The following is a 20292-nucleotide window of genomic DNA, read 5'->3' on the forward strand; positions in this document are numbered from 1 at the left end:
GAAATTCGCGTGTATAAACTTGTGCTTGTTGATGATGAAGCGGAAATACGTAATGGACTCGCCCAATACTTTCCTTGGCAGCAAATTGGTTTCCATGTAGTAGAAACATTCGATAATGGATTGGACGCTTTTACATATATGGAGTCACATCCCGTCGATGTTCTGCTATGCGACATCTCGATGCCGCTTATGAGTGGACTGGAACTTATACAGAAGCTGCACGAACGGAGAATCAAAACCAAGATCCTGCTGCTGAGCGCGTTTAAAAACTTTGAGTATGCGCAGCAAGCACTAACCTACGATGTTAAGGGATATATTCTAAAGCCTACGCACTTCAATGAAATTCATGAGATATTTTCCAAGCTTAAGGCTGAACTGGACAACGATAGTGAGCATCATCCCGATTTACAGGAGCAGCGTGCTCAGGAGGGTAACGAGGGGTCGTTCCAAGATAAAGTGATCGGTTCCATTAAAAGCTACGTTGAGCATAATTATTCCAAAGCTACTCTTGAAGACGCGTCTCGTCTGATCCGCATGAATCCTGATTACGTCAGCAAGTACTTTAAACAGAAGACAGGGCAAAACTTCTCGGACTATATCGTGGAAATCCGGATGGGCAAAGCTATCGAGCTGCTTCAAGATATTAACTACAAAACCTATGAAATCAGTGAACTGGTTGGCTACAGCTATCCAAAAAACTTTACAAGAACTTTCAAAAAATTTTATGGCATCAGTCCCCGCGAATTTCGTAACAGCGGCGAGCTTGCGGGCGACAAACAACCAAATGAAAAATCTATTGGAAAACCAAGTGAAAACGAATGAGCACACGATTTTTTTTCAAAAACCTGCTGCTATTTCTGGCTCCCCTATTATTTCCTGTTGTTATCCTCGGCAGCCTATCCATCTATATTACCCAGCAATACATTCAAGGGGAAATCAATAAGAACAACCTCGTTTTGTTCAACCAATTGGATCGGAATATGGAGCAGATTTTCAATGAAATGGAATCGCTGAGTGTTAGTCTTGGCAATCTTGATGTTTTGTTCAGGATGGAGGATATCCTCCAGACCCAAACCTTAACGTTAGAGGATATTCGGCTCATGAAGGTTATTCAGAACTATTTGAGGGCTCCAGCCAGTGTCAAGCCTTATATTGAATCTATCTATGTATACGTAAATAATAACTATAATCAATTTCTCGCCAACGGTGCCGGATTGATCAGCCTTGATGATTTCCACGACACCTCCTGGATAAACAGCTATAACCAAAACCGCAATCTCACGGGAATCTGGACGGAATCGCGGCAAATTCAACGGTTTTCCTTCGAAAAGCCAATTTCTGTTACCACGATGTATAAAAATATGTTTTCGGCTGTCCAAACCCGTCCACGGGGCGTTATTGCCATTAATATTTATACCGATTATATCGAAAAACTGCTGGATCAAATGGCCACATACCCCAACCAGCATATTATTGTCACCGATATAGAGGGACATATCATATTCCGTAATCATCCCGGATCTGAAACCTATGAATTTAATAGTGAGCTAATCCCTAAGAATAGCGGACCCTTCATTTGGGAGTCCGGCGGCAGCACCTACTTCGTTTCGGAGCAGCTCTCATCGGTCTCAGGGTGGCGTTACCTATCCGTAACACCGCAGTCATCTTTAAATCAGATTCCTTTTAAACTGAGCACCTTTACTGCTTTTATCGTCCTGTTATCCTTGGGCCTCGGCCTGGCGCTTGCCTACTTGCTTACCAGACACAGCACCAACCAAATACGAAGAATGATGACCTTACTGCAGCAAGCAGAAAAGGGTGTTCCCTTGCATGAGGTCACGGCCCCGGCAATTAAGGACGAATATGGCATTATTACGGAAAAAATCATTAAAAATTTCCTAGAACAGCATTATTTGCAGGTTCAGCTTTCCGAGAAAAAGTATAAGCTGCAAGCTGCGGAATTACTAGCCTTGCAGCTGCAAATCAACCCGCACTTTTTGTTCAACACGCTTCAAACTATTTATTGGAAAGTACTTGCATTGACTGGTCAGCCCAATGAAGCCAACCAAATGCTGGAGAATTTATCCGGTTTATTAAAATATTCGCTGGAAACTCCCCATGAAATTGTTTCGATAGATAAAGAAATCCAGAATATGCAGCATTATATCGATATCCAGCAGGTCCGGTATAAAAATAAATTGGAGATTTACTGGCAGTATGAGCATGAAGAGCTCGAAAGCGTTGGCATCGTCAAGCTGCTGCTACAACCCTTGGTGGAGAATTCCATTCAGCACGGATTGCTTGTGCACCGCCCCTTGATACAGATCAAGATCAAAATTTCCCGGCTGCCCTCACACCTCCATATTGCGATCATTGATAATGGAGCAGGTATAAGCAAATCACGATTAGAGGAAATTCGGCTATTAATCAACGAGGATGACCATGTGTACAGCCATATTGGGCTTGCCAATACGAATAAACGAATCCGGCTAGTTTACGGTAAAGAAAGCGGGTTGACGATTCGCAGCAAGCTTGCTTGGGGAACGTCTGTATCCATGGATATTCCAATTAAGGGCCCGGAAGACAAAGATTAGATCGGCCATATAAATAGAGAGGCGACATTTCGTTCAGAATCGAACAAAATGTCGCTTTTTAAAATGCAACAGTTAAATGGACCAAAGTCATTCCAGCCTCGGCTGTAACCACCTGCAAACGGTCAATGGCATTCAAATCGATGGGCTTAAATACTCTTATTAAGTGTCTGCTTTCTTGCCATAGGTCCAGTCGAAGAGTAGCATAAAAAAGAACCTCCTCAAAAGGAAGTCCCCACACTGTTATTAAATTATATCCTCCCGATATATCCTTGCCACGCACTCCACACGTGTAGAATTTAGGCTGGCTGCATCATCCCTTGAGCGGGCTGATCTCTTGATACTCATAATATTGCGACTGAACTGGCGCATGTATTTGTGCTTCCACTGGCACTGGCGGCTGCTGATACGGCTCATCCACATACATGATTCTGCGCTGAATTTGCATGAGCCCATTCACAACGCGAAGCGCGATCCAAAAAAGTACAAGGCCAACGCCTACGTACAGCATATATTGCTGATTATAGGTCCAATCTATATGAAAATAACTAAACAAGCTATTCTCTAAAATATCAAGCTGGATTTCATTCATCAAAATGATATGTACGACTGGAAGAGCAATAAATCCTAGTCCTAATGAAATCACCGTTACCATAATAACAAAAAATACAATGCCTGTTACAAATTTTAGTAATACGAGCAGCAGATTTCGAATAAATAGCCCACTGTCAAATCCTCTCATCATTCGCATCAACCAGTTCTGCCCAGCTTCAGACTGTTGATTGTTGGTATACGAAACAAGAGGAGTCGGTAAACCTAAAATTTGTCTAATCATGCTTTGTTCAAAATTCACAATCCCATTCAACAGCTTAGCTACTCCAAAAAACAGCGGTATTCCGATAAAAATTGGAGTTAAACCGATTGATAGTGCAAGTCCCGTTATCGCTACTGTAAAATAGATAATCCCTAACGGGAGAGATAGCAATAAATAGAGGATCGTCGCATAGGTCTTTGGATTAAAAAGCACCCAATTTACTTTACCTGTCGACGTTTTTGCAGTCGCTTCTATGGCCTTCATATTCAAACACTTCCTTTGGCTTCATATGTCACGCTCTAAGTTATAAATCCATTATATCCGTCTTATTTGCCTGACATAACCGTCTTAGGGAGGGTCTGAACCTAGGCTTTAGACTAGGACTGCTCCTGTTCAGATAAACTTATTGAAGCAAAGACGCTTTATAGTCCTTTAGACTTCATTATACCAACGATAACAAAATGAAGTGATCAGTAAGCTTATGCATAGCACTTTATTCCTATATTTGGTATAGTTGGATTTGACAGATTTCGAGCAAATCCTCTAGCCGATGGAGAGATGATCTGAGGTTGTTAAACAATGTGGGCATTTATTAGTGTAATGTGTTTTCTGGGATCACTTGCTTGTTTACTCGGGGCGGTAATAGCGCTGTTTCAAAAGAAGGGACTACATACTAAATATTTCATACTATCAGGAGCGTTATTTGTGTTTTTTATTATTGCCATAAGTGCAACTGTAGCTTCATTTGAAGCCCCGGCTACTGCCAATAGAACGAATGTTGCTGCAACCACCGCATCCAACCAACTGAACACTCCCGTTAAAGAGGCTCCCAAAACAGTGCCGTATACCATTTTTGAAGATAATAAAAATGAGAAGGTGCCCAGCAGAAAAGTTAGGGTTATGACAGACGCCACTACCGAAGCTGAATTCAGGCAAATAGTAGAAAGTATACGTAAGGATTCCATGGGCTTCGAATATGTCTGGCTCTATTTTCATGATCCCAAACCAAGTAAATATGGTAGTTCTGGAGATTTCGTGGGAGCTGTTCGCTTTCCGCTCACTCGTCGAGGTGTAGCTTTATCCGGTGCCAAAACTATCGATGAATTATATCTTTCAATTGGTAATCGATCTGCTCAGACCCTTAAATCCGAAGTCGCCATTGATGTAAAACCCTATGAAGAGGCGGTTACCAAGCGTGAACAATCAAAACGGGTTGGCTCTATTAGTCCGAGCTTGGAGCAATTTAAACAGGCCTTTAATGCATCTGCCAAACAATTAGGGATTTCCCATCAAATTAACAAGATCAATTTTATTGATTCAAAGCAAGTTAGTTTTGATGTAAAATTTACTGATCTTCTCACCTTAAGCGGAGACCTCAATGCCAAAGACGGAAGCCTGCGATCAGCCTTCATAGCCGGGGGAACGGATGGAACCGAAAAAACTGCAACCAATTTGCTGCAATCGTATGTTGCCTTGATCGCGGCTACGAATCCCGGCTTGTCACGGAAGGAATGTGAGGAAGTCCTCATGGATTTGGGTTTCATAGAAGGCAATGACACGCTTAATTTGAAAGCATCTGTAATTAAGAATGGGGTGAAATACTCCATTAAATCCAGCGAAAAAGCTGGCTTTTGGTTTTTTGTAGAAGACCCTAATCGTGAGTTTTGATTGCAAGGATACATCAAGCCCGCATACCAGTTATCTGATAGCGGGCTTGACATTTGCAGGTCTATTCGGCGTTATTTTCTTATTGTCTATGAACAATGTTGTCTTTGGCTTCCCCGGAGCAGGAGGCGGCATAGCGGGCAATAAGCTTAGAGGCGGCTTTTTGAAAATAGTATTTCTAGAAAAACCACGGGCAGGCACTGAGCATATTAACCAATTGGTTAAAGAATGTTTTGAAAGTGCCCATTTTAAAATTAGTTGGGTAAAGGATATGCAAAACTGGCTATGGAATCACTTTGCTATGAATGCAGCTATGGAGACCGAGGTGTTGAAACGGGGAAGTTTTCCAGCGCTCATGAACCATAAGGACTCCTTTTCCAATGTTGGGTTGAGTATGAGGGAAATGATCCCTGTACTTAAAGCAAGAGGTGCAAAGCTTGATGCCATTTCTCTCTTGTTGACTAAAATTCCACCTGCCCTTCTCGGCACACTTTTTACCAAGGTTATTTTTGCAAAAGGCAGCTTGCCGCGACTTTTCGTGGAATACAACAATAGTAAGGCAGGTTTTGCGGTACTTGAAGTTGTGAGAGAAGCCAAAAAGGTAGGCATACCTATACCGCGTCTTACGACGGCATTTGAAAATACGGAACATCATAAAGCTATTGAAAATCCCTTATTGCCTTAACTTTACCTACAATGCGAATAGGAGCCGTGCTTCGTGTAGATCGAAGTGCGGCTCCTTTCATACAAATCATTTGGAAGCAGCTGGGATGGCAATTTTAATCCCAACGGTTGCTGCCATTTGGGCTATAGCCTTCGGATCAGAATTTTTAACGTTCACGTCGACACGAGGGGTGTATGAAGCCTCCAACTGCTCAGCTTCTTCATTGGTCAGCTTAATCGAAAGGGCTGCAAGCGCATCGTCGATATGGCTGGTTTTGAGCGCTCCAATGATAGGCGCGGCAACAACTGGATTGCGATACAGCCAAGCAAGTGAAATCTGTGCACGGCTTACCCCACGTTCCTCTGCGACTTTTCCAATCGCCTCAACGATCTTCTGATCGGCTGCCGCAGTTGCCTCAAAATACTTATCGGCACCAGCTTCGGAATCGGAGCGAGCCGTGGTCTCACCCCATGCACGAGCCAGACGGCCGCGGAAAAGCGGGCTGTAGATGATGGTCTGAACACCCTCGTCAGCACAAAGAGGAATGTTCAGAGGAGGAATTGCAGACCTTGTTGATTGATCTAGATAAGGTAGCATGAATCAACTCCTGATCCGCTATTTCCCATGAACAGCCTGTTTCTTTATTCAAAAACCACATATTCATCAGCCTCCTAAAATTAAAATAGGGGCATCCCTATAGACACCCCAACCGTGTTTCTTCTATATAGAATGTGTTCTCGTTTAAGATTTATTTGCTGTAAGCACAGCTAATGCTTCTGGCTTGATACATTTTGCACCATAGACCTGCAAACCTTTAATCGCATCAGAAAATTGCTTCTCTGGACGGTAAGCTTCAACCGAATCCACTTGACCAGCAAAGGAGATGGCACTTTTATGTCCGGCGATAATTTTATACTTGGCTCCTGTCGTATTCGGTACGTTATTCGACTTGTAAACTGACATATTATCGATGTTGCCGACAAATCCAGTCCTCATGACATTGGCATCCTTCGTGTAACGTGGATCTTTCACCAAGAGTCCGTAGAAGAAAGCTGGGACAACAACAAAACGATCCCCTTCAGGCACATCATTTTCATCTAAAATGACTCCCAAATCCACAAGGTAATCATAGGCTGTTGCTGAAGTCGGAATAATACGTGTTGTATCATTTCCAATGACATTCCCTGCCTTTACTTCTGTATAAAATCCTGCGATATACTGATCCACCACATTAGCCAAACCATAGGATGCTTCTACGATACCTCCACTCAACAAATCTACATTGGCTTGAACCGCATCCACATCATCAACAGTAAAGCTATAAAACTTAGCTTGGTCGATGGTCAGCGTTTTTTGTGCAGAGTCCAGCTCTTGTGGATTCCCGATTCCCGTTGATTTATCATACGTACCAATGGTTACTGCGCCAATAGAGTTAATTTTAACCATTGAGCCTTGTCCTTTAATTTCACCTTCGTAATCAGTATTTACAATATTTCCATAGACCATATTCTTCTTAAAACTCTCATTTAAACGTGCGCTCCATATTGTCGGAACTACTCGGCCATCAAGGATGGCGGAACCTATATTTCCTTAGTGGCATTCGCGATTATATCCGAAGGTCCGCGACATTGACGTCCCGATTTTGAATCTATTTTTCGCCATATGTGATTGTCATCGTGCTAGACAAGGCGCGTATCCACCATGCTCATGCTATTCAGCCCTTACTTCGAGAACAAGTGAGACTCCGTTTGGTTTATTTGCCCAAATACAGCCCTGAGCTTAATCCTGTCGAAGGTTTATGGAAATGGTTAAAGCAAAATGTAGTGAATAATGTCTTTTTCCATAAGTTTTACATCATTCGCTCTCATGTCTCTATTTTCAATAGCGTATCAACTAAACTCCTCTAGAGACCATTGACCGATTACTTATTAGGGTATGAATTTTTAGAAGGATCGGTAAAGAGCACCAGCCAAATGCGTTAAGGCCTGACCCCAGCTTAGATGACACAAACCACAATGGCTGAATTCCTCTACTTGCGCTTTTGCATACTTTAATATTGTCCTTTAATTACAAAAAACGAGCCCCGAATTGTTCCAGCTAGTCTGGACTTCTGCCTGGCAAACTTAAACTTCTTCACTTCTAACTCCTTTGGTACCTCCATCCCCTCAGAAAGCTTAAAACCAACGGCCCGCTTCTTAGGGTCATCAACCGTATACATGACATTAATCTCAAGACCATCCTCATAAAAGACGTAGGTAAATTGGATATTTTCTACTTGAAAACGCGACGTTTCTAAAGGTTTGGCCGCAAACGCAATATCACGTTCTTTCAAAATGCGGTTCACATAATCAAGGTTCTCCTGACTTTCGATAGCGGGTACAACCGTAAATTCATGTTTGTATTTGTTCATAAAGTAACGGGCTTCATTAGCACGTAAACCAGCAAGTGCTTCTGCTACAGGTGAAGACTCTACACCAACGGTAGATACATTTTTGAAATCAACGATATACGACATTTCCGTCCCTCCAATGCTCTCGTTTATTTCCTAACAACAGGAACCCACATTTCCCCATATACGAATCCGTCACGTTGCCCCATCTCAACCGTTGCATTGGGTCCGCCAACATAGGCAAAAGTCCGGGCTTCTGGCAAAACTTGACCGAAGGCAATGCCAGTAAGCATATTGCTCATCTCTTCGGCCGTATTCCCTTCGCCTTTAATGACGAGGTATTGCCCCTTCGGGAATTCAATAACTCTGTGTTCTTCCGGTACCGATGCTTCTGTCATGACACCAGCATAATACATCCTTTTGTGATTTACAGCTTCGTTCACGGCAAAAATGTAGTCATTCGTGGCAACGGCCTTTAAAGCATCAAGCCTTCCATCCTGCTCTACTGCCCGCCAAAAGTTTTCCTTCTCCTTATTCATGCCGGCATAATCTGTGTAATCGCTCTTTAGCTCCGTGCCAATACCTAGAACGATAAAGCTGTCTTTTTCCTCAAGGGTATACACTGCCATGATCAACACTCCTTTTATGAATTGATCAAATGATTTGTTTTCTCACTTGATACGTTTATAATAAGTATAAATAATGTCAAAATATGATACTGTTTAGAGGGCCCAATGAAAAAAATTGAACGAATTAACACCATCATGCGGTACATCAACAACCGCGCCCACTTTACCATTTCTGAAATCATGCGAGAATTCAACATCTCTCGTTCTACGGCGATTAGAGATGTCAGAGAAATTGAGGCGATGGGAATGCCTCTTGTCGCCGAAGTCGGGAGGGACGGGGGTTATTTTGTCATGAAAAACTCTGTCCTACCCACTGTCCGCTTTACTGATAATGAGATTAAAGCTCTTTTTATTGCCTTTATGGCCACAAGAAATCAACAACTCCCCTATCTCAAGAGTCGCCAATCTTTAGCGGAAAAATTACTCGGCCTCATCTCGGAAAACCAGCAGGATGATCTTGTTCTGTTAAATCAAATTTTGCTGTTCGAAGGAACCAACCCCCACAATCCCGACCTGCTTGATCTGTCAGATCTGCCCCATCCTATGTTAGAACAACTCATCCAAATCCTTCTTATGGACAGCTATTTAGTGGTTTCCGTCGAAGAAGGAAGGGAAATAAAGTCTTATCCCATTTATCTAATACATCTATATCGTGAAAAAAACTCATGGCAAATTGAAGGCTTTGACTTAGAAGAGGAAAAGAGGCTGATAATTCCCGTCGACAATCTCACCGATGTGAAACCATACCCTGAGAAAAAAAGAATAAGCAAGAAGAAGATTGTCGAACAACTAAGCAAGCAGGAAGAAGCCATCAACCTAGTCCTCGAACTCGGTCCAAAGGCGATTGCCCAGTTCAAAAAATACTATCCATTAAATATTTCCATTTCATATACGAATCCTTTTCAATCTACAGCTGTTCTAAAAACATTCATCAATGTTCATCATGCGGAGGAATTGGCTGAAATAACAAATTGGCTGCTTTTCCTTGGTGGAGACATCAAGGTTAAGGAGATGCCGAAAGAGGTTTTGGAGAGTTTGCAGAAGAGGTTGGACGTTTTAGGGAACAGTTGAAAGCCAGAATAAAACCTCTTATACTGCTGTCGGAAACAGGGGTTGAGTGCAAGCGACTATTCGCGCCTAGCCAGACTAGAGCGCTAACCTCTTCCGAGGCAGACACCCACTTCAGCTTCCTCAGCACACTTGCAGAGCTCGATACCTCGAGATCAAGCGGTGCAAACTCAGGAACTTCTGGGATGGCAAATATAGAAACATAGCTTCTGTTAGCGGGAATAGAAATTAATCTAATCCTCATCGTCTGTATTTATCTCTAATCGATAATCTCTGTATGAATATGGGTTTTGGTGTAAAAAAAAGGAGCTGCTGCGGCAGCTTCTTCAAAAAATGATCTCCTTCGAATCATCGACCGATGACAAGAACCTTATTACATAACGCAAACCAATAATTGCGCGGGTTTGCGTCGATAAAATATTCAAACCTTTTTTCCATTTTTTCAACCCACTGGACGGTTACAACAAACCAGAGTTACGATCGATTGGCAGCGTAGCGGCTGTGTGGTCGTAGATACGTCCAAAGACGGTGATGAAGCGGTGCAACGCGTCTTGGATATTAATCCCGATATTGTCATTACCGATATCCGCATGCTGAATATGGACGGTTTATCCATGATTGAACAACTTAAGTCCGTTCAGCCGAAAATTAAATTCGTTGTTCTAAGCGGTTATTCTGACTTTGACCTGGCGAAAAGGGCTATTCCCTTAGGCATTCATGCTTATCTTCTCAAGCCCGTTGAAGAGGAGGAGCTAGAGGATGCACTTCTCCGTTGCATTCAAAGCATTGAACAGAATTTCGATCGGAAAATCATATTCGGATTTAGCCTCTCTCAGCAAATCATTTGAAGAAGCCCAGTCTGTTAGCGGCTATTGGTCACATAGAGCACCAAATGCCATCATTTTTTTCAACGAGGCCACCACGGAAGAAATCACTCCTTTTCCACATGATTTATTGCAGGAACTGCAACATGCCATTAATCATTTGGATAAAGATGCAATCCATAGTAATATTGATGAACTAATTGGCCATTGGGAGAGGAAATCCCCAAGCTTGTCTACGCATACTGTTAAAGCACAGATGGTTTCACTCTTACTGAGTTCTTTGCAAACGCTGACTTCTGATGAAAAGCAAAAGGAAGAGTGGATTAGTCAAGAAATCGTCCACTTTAGCGAATCAAATGCTTATCGGTCTATCGAGGAATGCAAGTCGTGGTTAAGCACTATGATTGAGAAAATCATAGACGTGAAACTTCGCACCCTATCCTCTCTGAGAAAATATGTTATTGAAGAAGTTAAAGCTTACATTCATCAAAATTTCCAATCTAAAATTACACTTGCTTCCCTCTCCGAGCATCGGGAACATGCTTGAGCAGCACGGCCCGCGCCTCGGGATTCGCCCAGATCACGTCGATTTTCGTTTGCTCCGTAAAAGACATTGCCAATCTCCCCCTTCATGGTAATGTAAACATTCCTAAACAATGAATAAACTGAATTCAAATGGTTAGTCGTTTTTCAGCTGACTGAGCCTTATATTCTACGATCACATCGTATCAGCCGTCCTCAGGAGTGTTATCGCCTAGAGTTTGATTCCCTACCTTGGAACGCACTTGGAGCGTCCAAGTAAAGCCGTTCCGCAATTTGGCCAAACCGGGATGTGCGCAAACAGGCAACAGGTGCAGCAGCCCGACTGGAACAGCAGGGCCCTGCACCTGTTCATCTCTACATCTATGCTTTAGTTGGACGGGGCTGCAAACCTGACGGGTTTGTACAGAGCCGGATTTTTGGTCGAGCCGATTCCGCCCCCCACTCAAACCAGCCTGCGTCTCCCCCATCGGCATCGTTGACCAGCAGGGAGAAACTATATGATTTCGCTGACATCAGCCTTATCGTTAAAGAGATAGCACCCGATGAATCTTACTTAAGCTGGTCCAGTGTTACCGTCATTGGCTCCTGCTACTGCCCCCTTCCAATGTACCTGTTGTTCCCGCCCCTTTACGACGGTCCTCTGTCCCAGCCTCCTCGGTCAGGATGTACTCGACAAATTTCCAATTCGCATATTTGCTTGGATTTTTGGACGATGCTGTGCCTGGTGTGAATTCATAGTAATGGTCCCGGTCCAAAGTATCCGCGTCATTGATTGCAATGTTCATACCGAAGATGCCAGACACTGCGGTCGTCAGTGGCGTAAGCTCGCTCAGAGGCACGCGAATGATGTAAGATGTCAGCTTCGCTTCGTCATCCCGGTTTACACGCAGCCAGGAAGAAGGCTTGTCGCCAATGCTTTTTCCGCTGGCCACATGCCAGGCATAGACATCCTCGCCGCGCCCGTCGAAAGCAAAACCATACTCATAATCATCAGAATTATAGCTGGTTGACTTGTCATTCAATGTGTCTATGGTAATTTGCAAACTATCCCCTTCCCACATGCTGGCCCCGTACCGCGAATTCAGATGTACATCATCATATACCTGCACAAGTGTATAGAGGTAGTCTTCATCCCATTGCCAGTAGGCTTTGGTAGCAGAATTGCTCGCCTTCCAGGCCTCCAAGGACCTCGGATCGGCGGGAGGGTTGACGTAGATAGGAAATGCGGTTTTCCATAAAGATAAATCACCTGAAAAATAGGTTGAATTGTCCATCCCGCCTTGAGCCTTATTCACGACCGTGAAGCTCAAAGGAAGTTTTTTGATCGTCAGTGTATTTCCGGCGGCATCCTTGACCGTGACATCAAACACATATTCATGAAACGGCTTTTCCCTTACCTGAGACACAGGGAATAAAAGCTCCTTCTCTTCACTCGCTTGCAGCACAAAGACTTGACTAGCGGGAAGTTGCCAGCCTTCAGGAGCAGTGACTTCAACGGTACCGTTCAACGATTGGGTAAACACATTTTTCAGTTTAATGCCAATGTGCTGCATATCCGAAACAGCCTCCATCGTAGAAGACAGAGAAACCTGTACCTTGGTTTTGTTATCGACTGAAAGCGTCGTAGACTGGACAGTTTGACCCTGCTCCACCAGTGCCACTACAATCGCATTAGCCCCTGCAAATCCAGGATCTGACGAACGAATCGTCAGAGACTTGCTTAAGCTTTGGCCTGCACCCAGCGTGATTTCGCTTTCCTCAAGCACGGCTTGGGTGACTGCGTTCAAAATGCGTAATTTTCCTGTAAATGGAATCGGCCTGGTATTCGTCACCACAACTTGTAACGGGCTCTCGCCTCCTTCAAAGATAGAAATTCGGGAAGGATAGGTGTTCACAAGCAAATTCGTCGCTTCCACGGTTTCGAACCCGGCAAGCTTCGCAGACCAGCCTGCCAGCTTTAGAGCGGTTCTGTCCCAGGCCAGTGCCTGAGCGCTGCGACCTGCCTGCGCATTTTCTTGAGCACGCTTGTTCCAATTCCTCGCGTGTCGGAGCACCTCCTCGGCGAATGGCAAGCTTCCGCCATTTGCCGCTTGCAGCTTCGCTTCAATCTGCGTGGACGTACTCGCGATCGCTGTTCCTGAAGTGAGCGCCGGGGTTCCGGCGGGGGTGGCTCCTGCGATCAAGCTTTCCCATATAAGACCGATCTTGTGGTACTGATGCAGCATAGACATCGCTTCCGGAAGATCCAGAGTATGGTCCTCGACATATGCGATAATTGCTTCTCCCTGTAAATAATGACTATCCATCCAGCTTGTCAAATTCGCATAGGAAGGAGCTGCCGGATTGGTATGAGCCGCCTGCCGCAAGGCGTTAATGGCCGTTATAATGCCCTGTGACTGTGTGAATTGGCTCCCCCATTGGTTCAGCCAAGTGCCATAGAGCTTCTCCGCATTGGCAAACAGTCTGGCATTGAGCCATGCCGACGACAGGCCAGAGATATAGACCGGATCTGTCCCCAGCGATAACGGACTGCTCACGGCTACAGGATTGCCAAGCAGATCCGTTACGGAGACCGAGCTTTCTTCCAAACCCAGATCCAGCGTTCTCGTGCCTGACGTAGACCAAGCAGCGACAACAGGCGCTCCGTTCTTCCTCCACATATAGGCTTTCAGACCGGCGCCGATGTCCGTTTCACCCACGAATTGGGCGTTGCCTAGAACGCCGTTCAGATGCCTCACCGCAATCAGGGAAGGCTTCGCCGAGAAATCCAGATGGCGGATGACACCATAGTTATGCTCCAGATTATAAGGATCCACACCGTCATCCCTCATGTCATAAAGGCTGCTGACCTTCAACCCTGCAGAGGCGCTGATCATAAAATGCTTGACCAGATAAGCAGCCTGAACGCTCTCCGGAACCCCATTGGAGTCAACGGAAGTGGGCCAGCCGACTTCAGTGACGTACAGGTCTTTCCAATCCCCGTAAGGCGTGAGCTTGGACGTATAACTATTCAGCTTGGACATGTACGACGTATCTGGATTAAAGGGGAATATATACGGATGAAAGGACATCGCGTCGATATAAGGATACACGCCATGCTCGAACATCTCCGTCAAATATTGGTACCCGTTCTGATTCGCTACAGCACCGGCAATAATGGTGGCATCAGGCATCACCTTACGAATAGCCAGAGATGTAGCCTTGACCAGATTCGCATAGACCCCCGCATCAGGAGTCGTCTTCCAGAATCCACCATGGTTAGGTTCGTTCCATATTTCGAAGGTATCCACCTTGCCTTTGTAATGCTCCACCGTCTTCGTCACGTAATTGAGATACGCCTCTAATTCCTCCGGGGTGGAGTACCCGTATTTTTCCGCTCCGACTACGCCGCTCTTCCCGTTATAAAGCGGATGGTTGTAACCCAGCACGGCGATGATTTTAATGCCTTTGGATACCAGATCATCCACCCACAAGTCGTGTCTGGAGAAATCGAATACCCCGCCTGCCTTCTCAATCTTGTGCCACTGAATTTCGTCACGAACAACCTTTACGCCTGCTTTGACCAATATATCGGTATCGATCGGACCGGATCGGCCTTCCAGCGCGTAATGTGTGGCCATCGAGAACATCGTGTGCTGATCGTCATACTGGCTCTGATAATTGGGCATCACCGAGAATGGCAGCGATTCACTGGACACAACCCGCGAGCCTTGCTTCACATTCACTTGCAAGCTGTACACGCCGTTGGGCAATCCGAGTAAATCAAGCTGCTCGGTAGGGGTTGCACCCGGATGAACTGTGACCGTTGTCGAGCCCGTCAACGAGGCCGTGCCGGTTGCTGTATATTCGATCAAGTACGTTTTCGGCTCTTGGACCCGTAGATCGAAGTAAACGTTGAACAAGACGCTCTGCGGTTCAAAGATGCCGCCAGGACGGTCATGCGATACCTTAATGGTCCCCTCCAGCTCAATCTGGTTCCATTCCGCTTCCGTGTAGAGGGGATTGCTTCCTCCTGTCATTTGCTCTTTGGTGTAGTTGTTCAGGAGCGCTTGCTTGACATGGCTTCCCATACTTTTCACATCCAGCTTGACACTGGAAAAGAAATCCTGATGCAGGTAAAAAGCAGGCCTGACAAACGCACCGGTAAAGGAAGCTTCACTCGCAGCAGTTTGCCCCGTCAGCGCCGATACCTGCACGGCCTGCACAAGGGTAGGAGTGTCCGCGTTTATTCCTCTGGCCGTTCTCAGCCACCACCCCCAGCCCGACATGCCATCGACGACACCAAGCTTGGGTGCGTATTGAATGTACTCGGCTTGCGATAGAAGTGCCACTCCTGCAGTAGTCGTGTAATCCTGTGGACAAATGCTGTTACTCCGGCAAGCCTCCGTGCTCCATACCTGCTGATGATGGATATATGGAAAGAGCTCTACCGGCAGCTTGTTGGTCGAATTGGGATCAATCAGCTGATGGTTTAACCAATAGGCGATATTGTTCGTATCCTCAACATCGAACTTAGTCGTTTTATCCGGGTCAAAAGCACGTGTGCCGTAGCTATCCTTAGCCAGTACAAAATACTTGGCATATACATCGTTTGTCACGCTCAGCAAAATAAATGTTTTATTAGAGCCCTTAACCCGAAATGTATTCGCTGCTGGAGTATTCGTCTGCCATCCTTCTGGGGGTGTTGTCAACCGGTTCACCGGTCCGGCATAGGCGGGAATACAAAGAAATAGAAAGAAAATCATCGCGAGTACCGATGCGGTCGCCGTTTTTAGCTTTCCGTTGTTCACTCTTCACACCTCATTTATTAATTTTAATGTAATCGTTTACAATTAAGTTCACAGCACAACAGACATGCCAGCAGATAAAGAAGAGGCTAAGCCCCTTCTATAGCATACCTCTTAAGGCTTCTACCTTCTCCGGCTTCATTCCAAATGTCAGGGAGATGGGAACGCCAGTTGGCGCCCACACGGCCGTCACAGCCTCTTCGACTCGAACAACTTCCACTTCTTCCATCTCCGTGTCGGGTTCCGACACGGCAAAGGCAACTAACGCCAGCGCCTCATGCAGCTTGTTGAAGTCGATGATACGCCTGGGACCATTGTACAAAACAAGATCCATGCCTATCCGGCCGTAGTCCCCCTCGTAAAGCTCCCAGTTTCCTGCTGGTGTGGTGACTTCCGCACCTGAAAAAGCAGTCAAGACGTTCATCACCGTGACTTCCAGTGCTCCGATTGCTGCTGTCGCTTTCCGGCCCCGTATTCTGACCTTTACCTTCTGCAAGCTCCCCCCAATCTCAAAACGAATCCGCAGGTCACTGGCCTGAATCGTACCGTCAATGCGATCCAGCCCGATATGCGTATCCCCGCCGTTGGTGGAGAACTGCACACCGCACAATACATGCTGTTGCCGCTGGGCACAGGTAGATACAGCCGCCGCATAGTCATAACCGTCATGCAGGCAGCGCAGCGCGACATAGGTCCTGCTCTCCCCGTTCACCAGGTAAGCGAGCAAATTCCGCCGCTGATTCCACAGCACTTCCTTGGAGGCTGTGCCTAATGAATAGGAAGGGGTGATCCAGGTGGTGGCCGTTTTTTCGTAGCCGTCGTTCCCAGCCTTCTGGTAGATCTCGTGAACCGTTCTGATGCCGGACTCCACGAATAAAGGTATGAACCGGGAAGGACATTGAACCCCACAGCCATACAGTCCAATATCGTAAGGCATATGGTCATCAGGAAAGTACCGGACCGCTCCTTTGGTAGCTATCTGTAAAAACGCCTGAACATTCTCTTTTAGCAGGCTGCTGTAACACCGGCTGTGAGGACCGGACCATTCCATCGTCGCTGCGTGGAAATGCTCCGCCACCGAGCGCCATCCCAACTCCAGCAGTTCCTCACTGAGCTGCATGCCCCGTAAGACCTTTGTTGTCTTATGCATGAGCGACAGATCTGTTAGAACGACTGTCATGTACGTGGGACTGTTGTATTCCTCGAACGTTCCCAGGCGCCGCGTATACTCGGCTATGCCTTCTAGCCGTTCCAATCCGTACTCCAGATACCGAGGCTGTCCAAAAAACTCCCCCGCGATGAGGGTAACGAACGTTCCCATAATCGCAATATTCGTATAATGAGGGCCCATATTGCGCCTCATAATCGATTCACATGCATGAAACACGGCATTCCTAACGAGCTCTCTGAGTTCATCAGGAAAGCGGTGATTATGGCGTACGACTGACTGGACAAGGCTTTTCCCGCAAAAGTCGGCCCAATTCCAGTCCGGCGGATTCATCTGCTTCAACGGCTCTTCATAGAACCACGGCCAGATGCCATAGGTAGCCTGTTCCGGATTCGGCTCCTGCAGCGAGATGACTTGGCGGATGATATCCATCGCCCTTTGCTCATACTGTGGCAGCTCCGTGTCCAGCAACCCCAATGCATAAATGAGCGAATCGCGGGTGGAGTGAATGAATGCTGTATTCTTCAGCGTTGTGTGGTAACCTGGGCTGCTGAATGGCGAGCGAAGCATTCGCGTCTGCGGATTATAACGCTCCTCCATCAACCCTATGGCATGAACGAGCCGATCTTTCACCTCATTTCCTTCCATTTCCCAACTCCTTTTTTCCTATATCTCCTAATAATGCGCCCTTACGGCTTTTAAGGTACCATGATTCATGCCGGAAGCCTATGATCTCCTTTTGTTTCAATATGCTTTTTCCCGTTTTGGCCCATCTTCATTTTTTGTGCATCTCTTCAATTCTTGTTTCCAGCATCATCCGATACTCCGAGGGCGTCAAAGCCGTTATCTTCTTGAAAATTCTTACAAAGCTGTTGACGTTGCCATAACCTACGGCCTCGGCTATATGGCGTATCTTGGAATCGGTTTGCTCCAATAATGCCTTGGCCTGATTGACTCTGTGCTCCATCAGATAATCGATGAAGTTGCTTTCCGTATGCTCCTTGAACATTTTACTTAGATGCGAAATACTCACCTTGAATTCATCAGCAAGCAGGTTCAACGACAGATCGTTGCGGCTGTAATGCATATGTATAAATTGCTGTACGCGTTCTATAAGGTCGCTCTTCTCACGGGTGCTTCGTCTCTCTTTGATGCGTTCGATGTAATCGCTTAGCACGCCAATGAGAAAGAACTTCATGTCCTCAAGGCTCTCAAGCTGATTCAAGGTATCCTGCATCCGCCCGGAGCCGATTAGCTCATCCGGAGCGATGCCGATCTCATCGGCCACTGTAGCTGTCTTCATCATCAGCTGTAGATTCAACTGTCTAATCATCTCCGGGGATACGTTGTACTGGGTAAACGTTTCATACCACCTGTCGATCTGCGTGCTTAATTTCTCCGTGTCCAGCAGCTTGATGGAATCCAGCATACCGTCGGTCATCCCGACCAACCGATAAAATTGCGGCGTGGGGTCACTCTGAATATCTTCCAGCGTAATAATGGAGTTCCGCCCGGTGACTAGCTTGTAGGATAGCGCCTCGACCGCTTGCTTATAGGACAGATGGATGTCTCTAACCGACTGCACGCAGCCCCCTATTCCGATTGTGATGGTTTGTTTGAAATGATCCTGCACATATTTTTTGATCAGCTCCGCGATCGCTGCAGCAAGCAGCTCCGCCTCGCAGCCGTCATCGGCAAAGCTGATGATCATAGCACAAGTCCCATTCTCCAGCTCAACCGATGCCCCCCTGCCTTCGGCATTCATGAATTCATCCGCTACATTGCATAAGGCGTAGTTGTACAGATGCAAATCCTTGGTGGAGGCGATCTCCGTTTTGTAATCCAATTCTGCACACATCACGATAAACCGGTTCGGATACAGCTGGATGCCAAGCATTTCCATATACGGCTTCACATTCGAAAAATTAATTTTGTAGTCCGATAGCAGCTCGATCAACAGCTGCCACTTCATAATGGGCATGTTTTCCTTCATCTGTTTGTGCAGCTGCTCACTGCCGTTCATAATATCGTGGAACCTTGCCTCAATATCGATCAAACTGCTTAACGACGACTCCGTAGAGGATCTGACTTGTGGATGTGTGTTCAGCTTAGAGGAAACCGTCTGTACAAACTGATAGATCGGACGGAACGTCCATCTTCCCACGACCAGCGCGATCACTAAGGCTGTGATCAGAATAATGCCACATAGCCAGACAAGAGTGCTCCGCAAAGCCGCCAAGGGCTCATTCAACTGTACCTCCGGTACAAGGCGAACGAACGTCCAATTTGTGTAGGGAGCATGAAAATAAAAAATCTTCGACTTCTTGCCGTCAACTTCCGCTGCAAGGACACCCTCCTGCAGACCCGACCGTTGGATTTGTGCAATATAGGGCAGTCCGCTGAGGTCCTGACTGAGCTGGGCTAAGTCAGGATGCAGCACAACCACGCCATCCCTGTCTATAATCATCGTCTTAGACTGATCGTCCGACGTATTGTTCTTAATTAAGGAAAACAGCATATCCTCTTTGATATTAAAGGCAACAACCCCTTTTCGACTGCCAGGCGGGTGTATGAGCGGGTATGTCCTCACCAGAGTGACGACATTGCGGTAGATCGCATCATTCGCCCCCGAAATAGGAAGTTTCCTCGCCGGAAGCCAATTCGAATAACCGTCAAACAACTCGAATTCGGCAATCCACTGGTAGTTCTTCAACTTCATCGATTCCGTCAAGTTGTCCCCTGTCACTAGACGATTGTGTGGATACGAGTACATCTCGACGGAAAATAAAAATTCGTCGCTGCGAATCAAGCGGTCAATGTGATTACTGATATGAAGTTCGTTCACGGATCGTTCCGTTTCCGTCATATTGCCATCGAAGAATCGTTTCACCTCATCGTATTGAACGAGCTGAATCGACTCCTTATCAATATTTTTCAGCATAATTTCCAATTTTTGGTCCAGATGCTTGAGAAGCTCCAGATTCGTGCGTGTGAGCTCCTCTTTGAGATTATCGGTGAACACAAAATAGAAGATTGAAGCCGATGCAATAATAATTAGAAACAAGAGCGCCAGCAAGACGGTAATGACTTTTCTTAACCATTTATTTTTGATCGCAGTCAACAGCTTCATCTCCTTTCTACCGGTCAAAT

The 20292-nt window shown here is 45.9% G+C and carries 17 protein-coding genes; 8 read left to right on the forward strand and 9 right to left on the reverse strand.

Going from position 1 to position 20292, the window contains the following annotated elements; translation table 11 throughout:
* Nucleotides 1-9: 9 nt before the first annotated feature.
* Both LRL21_RS46305 and LRL21_RS18655 read left to right on the forward strand, forming a co-directional pair.
* The gene (locus tag LRL21_RS46305; RefSeq protein WP_240417306.1) at nt 10-822 is read left to right on the forward strand and encodes a response regulator transcription factor; all 813 of its coding nucleotides are present in this window, start codon (nt 10-12) and stop codon (nt 820-822) included.
* Nucleotides 819-2594: a sensor histidine kinase gene (locus tag LRL21_RS18655; RefSeq protein ID WP_240417307.1), complete on the forward strand. Its 1776-nt coding sequence runs from the start codon at nt 819-821 to the stop codon at nt 2592-2594. Before LRL21_RS46305 ends, LRL21_RS18655 begins: the two co-directional genes overlap by 4 nt.
* Nucleotides 2595-2904: 310 nt before the next feature.
* On the opposite strand, the gene LRL21_RS18660 is transcribed toward LRL21_RS18655, so the two are convergent.
* Nucleotides 2905-3669 (reverse strand): sensor domain-containing protein, encoded by a 765-nt coding sequence (locus tag LRL21_RS18660; RefSeq protein ID WP_240417308.1) that lies wholly within the window; start codon nt 3667-3669, stop codon nt 2905-2907.
* Nucleotides 3670-3984: 315 nt separating this feature from the next.
* Between LRL21_RS18660 and LRL21_RS18665 the strand changes: the two genes are divergently transcribed.
* Together LRL21_RS18665 and LRL21_RS18670 are read left to right on the forward strand one after the other, a co-directional pair.
* The gene (locus LRL21_RS18665) at nt 3985-5073 is read left to right on the forward strand and encodes a hypothetical protein (RefSeq protein WP_240417309.1); all 1089 of its coding nucleotides are present in this window, start codon (nt 3985-3987) and stop codon (nt 5071-5073) included.
* A 46-nt stretch (nt 5074-5119) separates the two neighbouring features.
* On the forward strand, nt 5120-5755 hold the full coding sequence (locus LRL21_RS18670) for a ketopantoate reductase family protein (protein ID WP_240417310.1): 636 nt from the start codon (nt 5120-5122) through the stop codon (nt 5753-5755).
* A gap of 66 nt (nt 5756-5821) precedes the next feature.
* Here the strand turns inward: LRL21_RS18670 and LRL21_RS18675 are convergent, their stop codons facing one another.
* Both LRL21_RS18675 and LRL21_RS18680 read right to left on the reverse strand, forming a co-directional pair.
* Nucleotides 5822-6331, reverse strand: coding sequence for an aldo/keto reductase (locus tag LRL21_RS18675; RefSeq protein ID WP_240417311.1), 510 nt, complete (start codon nt 6329-6331; stop codon nt 5822-5824).
* Nucleotides 6332-6475: 144 nt separating this feature from the next.
* The gene (locus tag LRL21_RS18680) at nt 6476-7240 is read right to left on the reverse strand and encodes a phage capsid protein (protein WP_240417312.1); all 765 of its coding nucleotides are present in this window, start codon (nt 7238-7240) and stop codon (nt 6476-6478) included.
* A 170-nt stretch (nt 7241-7410) separates the two neighbouring features.
* On the opposite strand from LRL21_RS18680, the gene LRL21_RS46810 reads away from it, so the two are divergent.
* Nucleotides 7411-7641 carry a transposase gene (locus LRL21_RS46810; RefSeq protein ID WP_420832459.1) on the forward strand — a complete coding sequence of 77 codons (231 nt, stop codon included), beginning with the start codon at nt 7411-7413 and terminating at the stop codon, nt 7639-7641.
* Between the two features lie 143 nt (nt 7642-7784).
* On the opposite strand, the gene LRL21_RS18685 is transcribed toward LRL21_RS46810, so the two are convergent.
* Together LRL21_RS18685 and LRL21_RS18690 are read right to left on the reverse strand one after the other, a co-directional pair.
* The gene (locus tag LRL21_RS18685; protein ID WP_240417313.1) at nt 7785-8249 is read right to left on the reverse strand and encodes a phage tail protein; all 465 of its coding nucleotides are present in this window, start codon (nt 8247-8249) and stop codon (nt 7785-7787) included.
* A gap of 23 nt (nt 8250-8272) precedes the next feature.
* Nucleotides 8273-8752 carry a GyrI-like domain-containing protein gene (locus tag LRL21_RS18690; protein ID WP_240417314.1) on the reverse strand — a complete coding sequence of 160 codons (480 nt, stop codon included), beginning with the start codon at nt 8750-8752 and terminating at the stop codon, nt 8273-8275.
* Nucleotides 8753-8857: 105 nt separating this feature from the next.
* On the opposite strand from LRL21_RS18690, the gene LRL21_RS18695 reads away from it, so the two are divergent.
* The 3 genes from LRL21_RS18695 to LRL21_RS18705 all read left to right on the forward strand — a co-directional run bounded on the left by LRL21_RS18695 (nt 8858) and on the right by LRL21_RS18705 (nt 11191).
* Nucleotides 8858-9823, forward strand: coding sequence for a helix-turn-helix transcriptional regulator (locus LRL21_RS18695; RefSeq protein WP_240417315.1), 966 nt, complete (start codon nt 8858-8860; stop codon nt 9821-9823).
* Nucleotides 9824-10323: 500 nt separating this feature from the next.
* Nucleotides 10324-10668, forward strand: a complete 345-nt coding sequence (locus LRL21_RS18700; RefSeq protein WP_240417316.1) for a response regulator — start codon at nt 10324-10326, stop codon at nt 10666-10668.
* Nucleotides 10580-11191 carry a hypothetical protein gene (locus LRL21_RS18705; RefSeq protein WP_240417317.1) on the forward strand — a complete coding sequence of 204 codons (612 nt, stop codon included), beginning with the start codon at nt 10580-10582 and terminating at the stop codon, nt 11189-11191. Before LRL21_RS18700 ends, LRL21_RS18705 begins: the two co-directional genes overlap by 89 nt.
* Nucleotides 11192-11372: 181 nt before the next feature.
* Here the strand turns inward: LRL21_RS18705 and LRL21_RS18710 are convergent, their stop codons facing one another.
* The 4 genes from LRL21_RS18710 to LRL21_RS18725 all read right to left on the reverse strand — a co-directional run bounded on the left by LRL21_RS18710 (nt 11373) and on the right by LRL21_RS18725 (nt 20290).
* A complete protein-coding gene (locus tag LRL21_RS18710) occupies nt 11373-11660 on the reverse strand; it encodes a hypothetical protein (protein WP_240417318.1) in 288 nt (95 codons plus the stop codon).
* A 102-nt stretch (nt 11661-11762) separates the two neighbouring features.
* Complete coding sequence (locus LRL21_RS18715; RefSeq protein WP_240417319.1) at nt 11763-15977, reverse strand: sugar-binding protein; 4215 nt, start codon at nt 15975-15977, stop codon at nt 11763-11765.
* Nucleotides 15978-16074: 97 nt separating this feature from the next.
* Nucleotides 16075-17790: a hypothetical protein gene (locus LRL21_RS18720; protein WP_240417320.1), complete on the reverse strand. Its 1716-nt coding sequence runs from the start codon at nt 17788-17790 to the stop codon at nt 16075-16077.
* A gap of 127 nt (nt 17791-17917) precedes the next feature.
* The gene (locus tag LRL21_RS18725) at nt 17918-20290 is read right to left on the reverse strand and encodes a helix-turn-helix domain-containing protein (protein ID WP_240417321.1); all 2373 of its coding nucleotides are present in this window, start codon (nt 20288-20290) and stop codon (nt 17918-17920) included.
* Nucleotides 20291-20292: the final 2 nt, after the last annotated feature.

The organism is Paenibacillus periandrae (assembly GCF_022458865.1).
Lineage (GTDB): Bacteria > Bacillota > Bacilli > Paenibacillales > NBRC-103111 > Paenibacillus_S > Paenibacillus_S periandrae.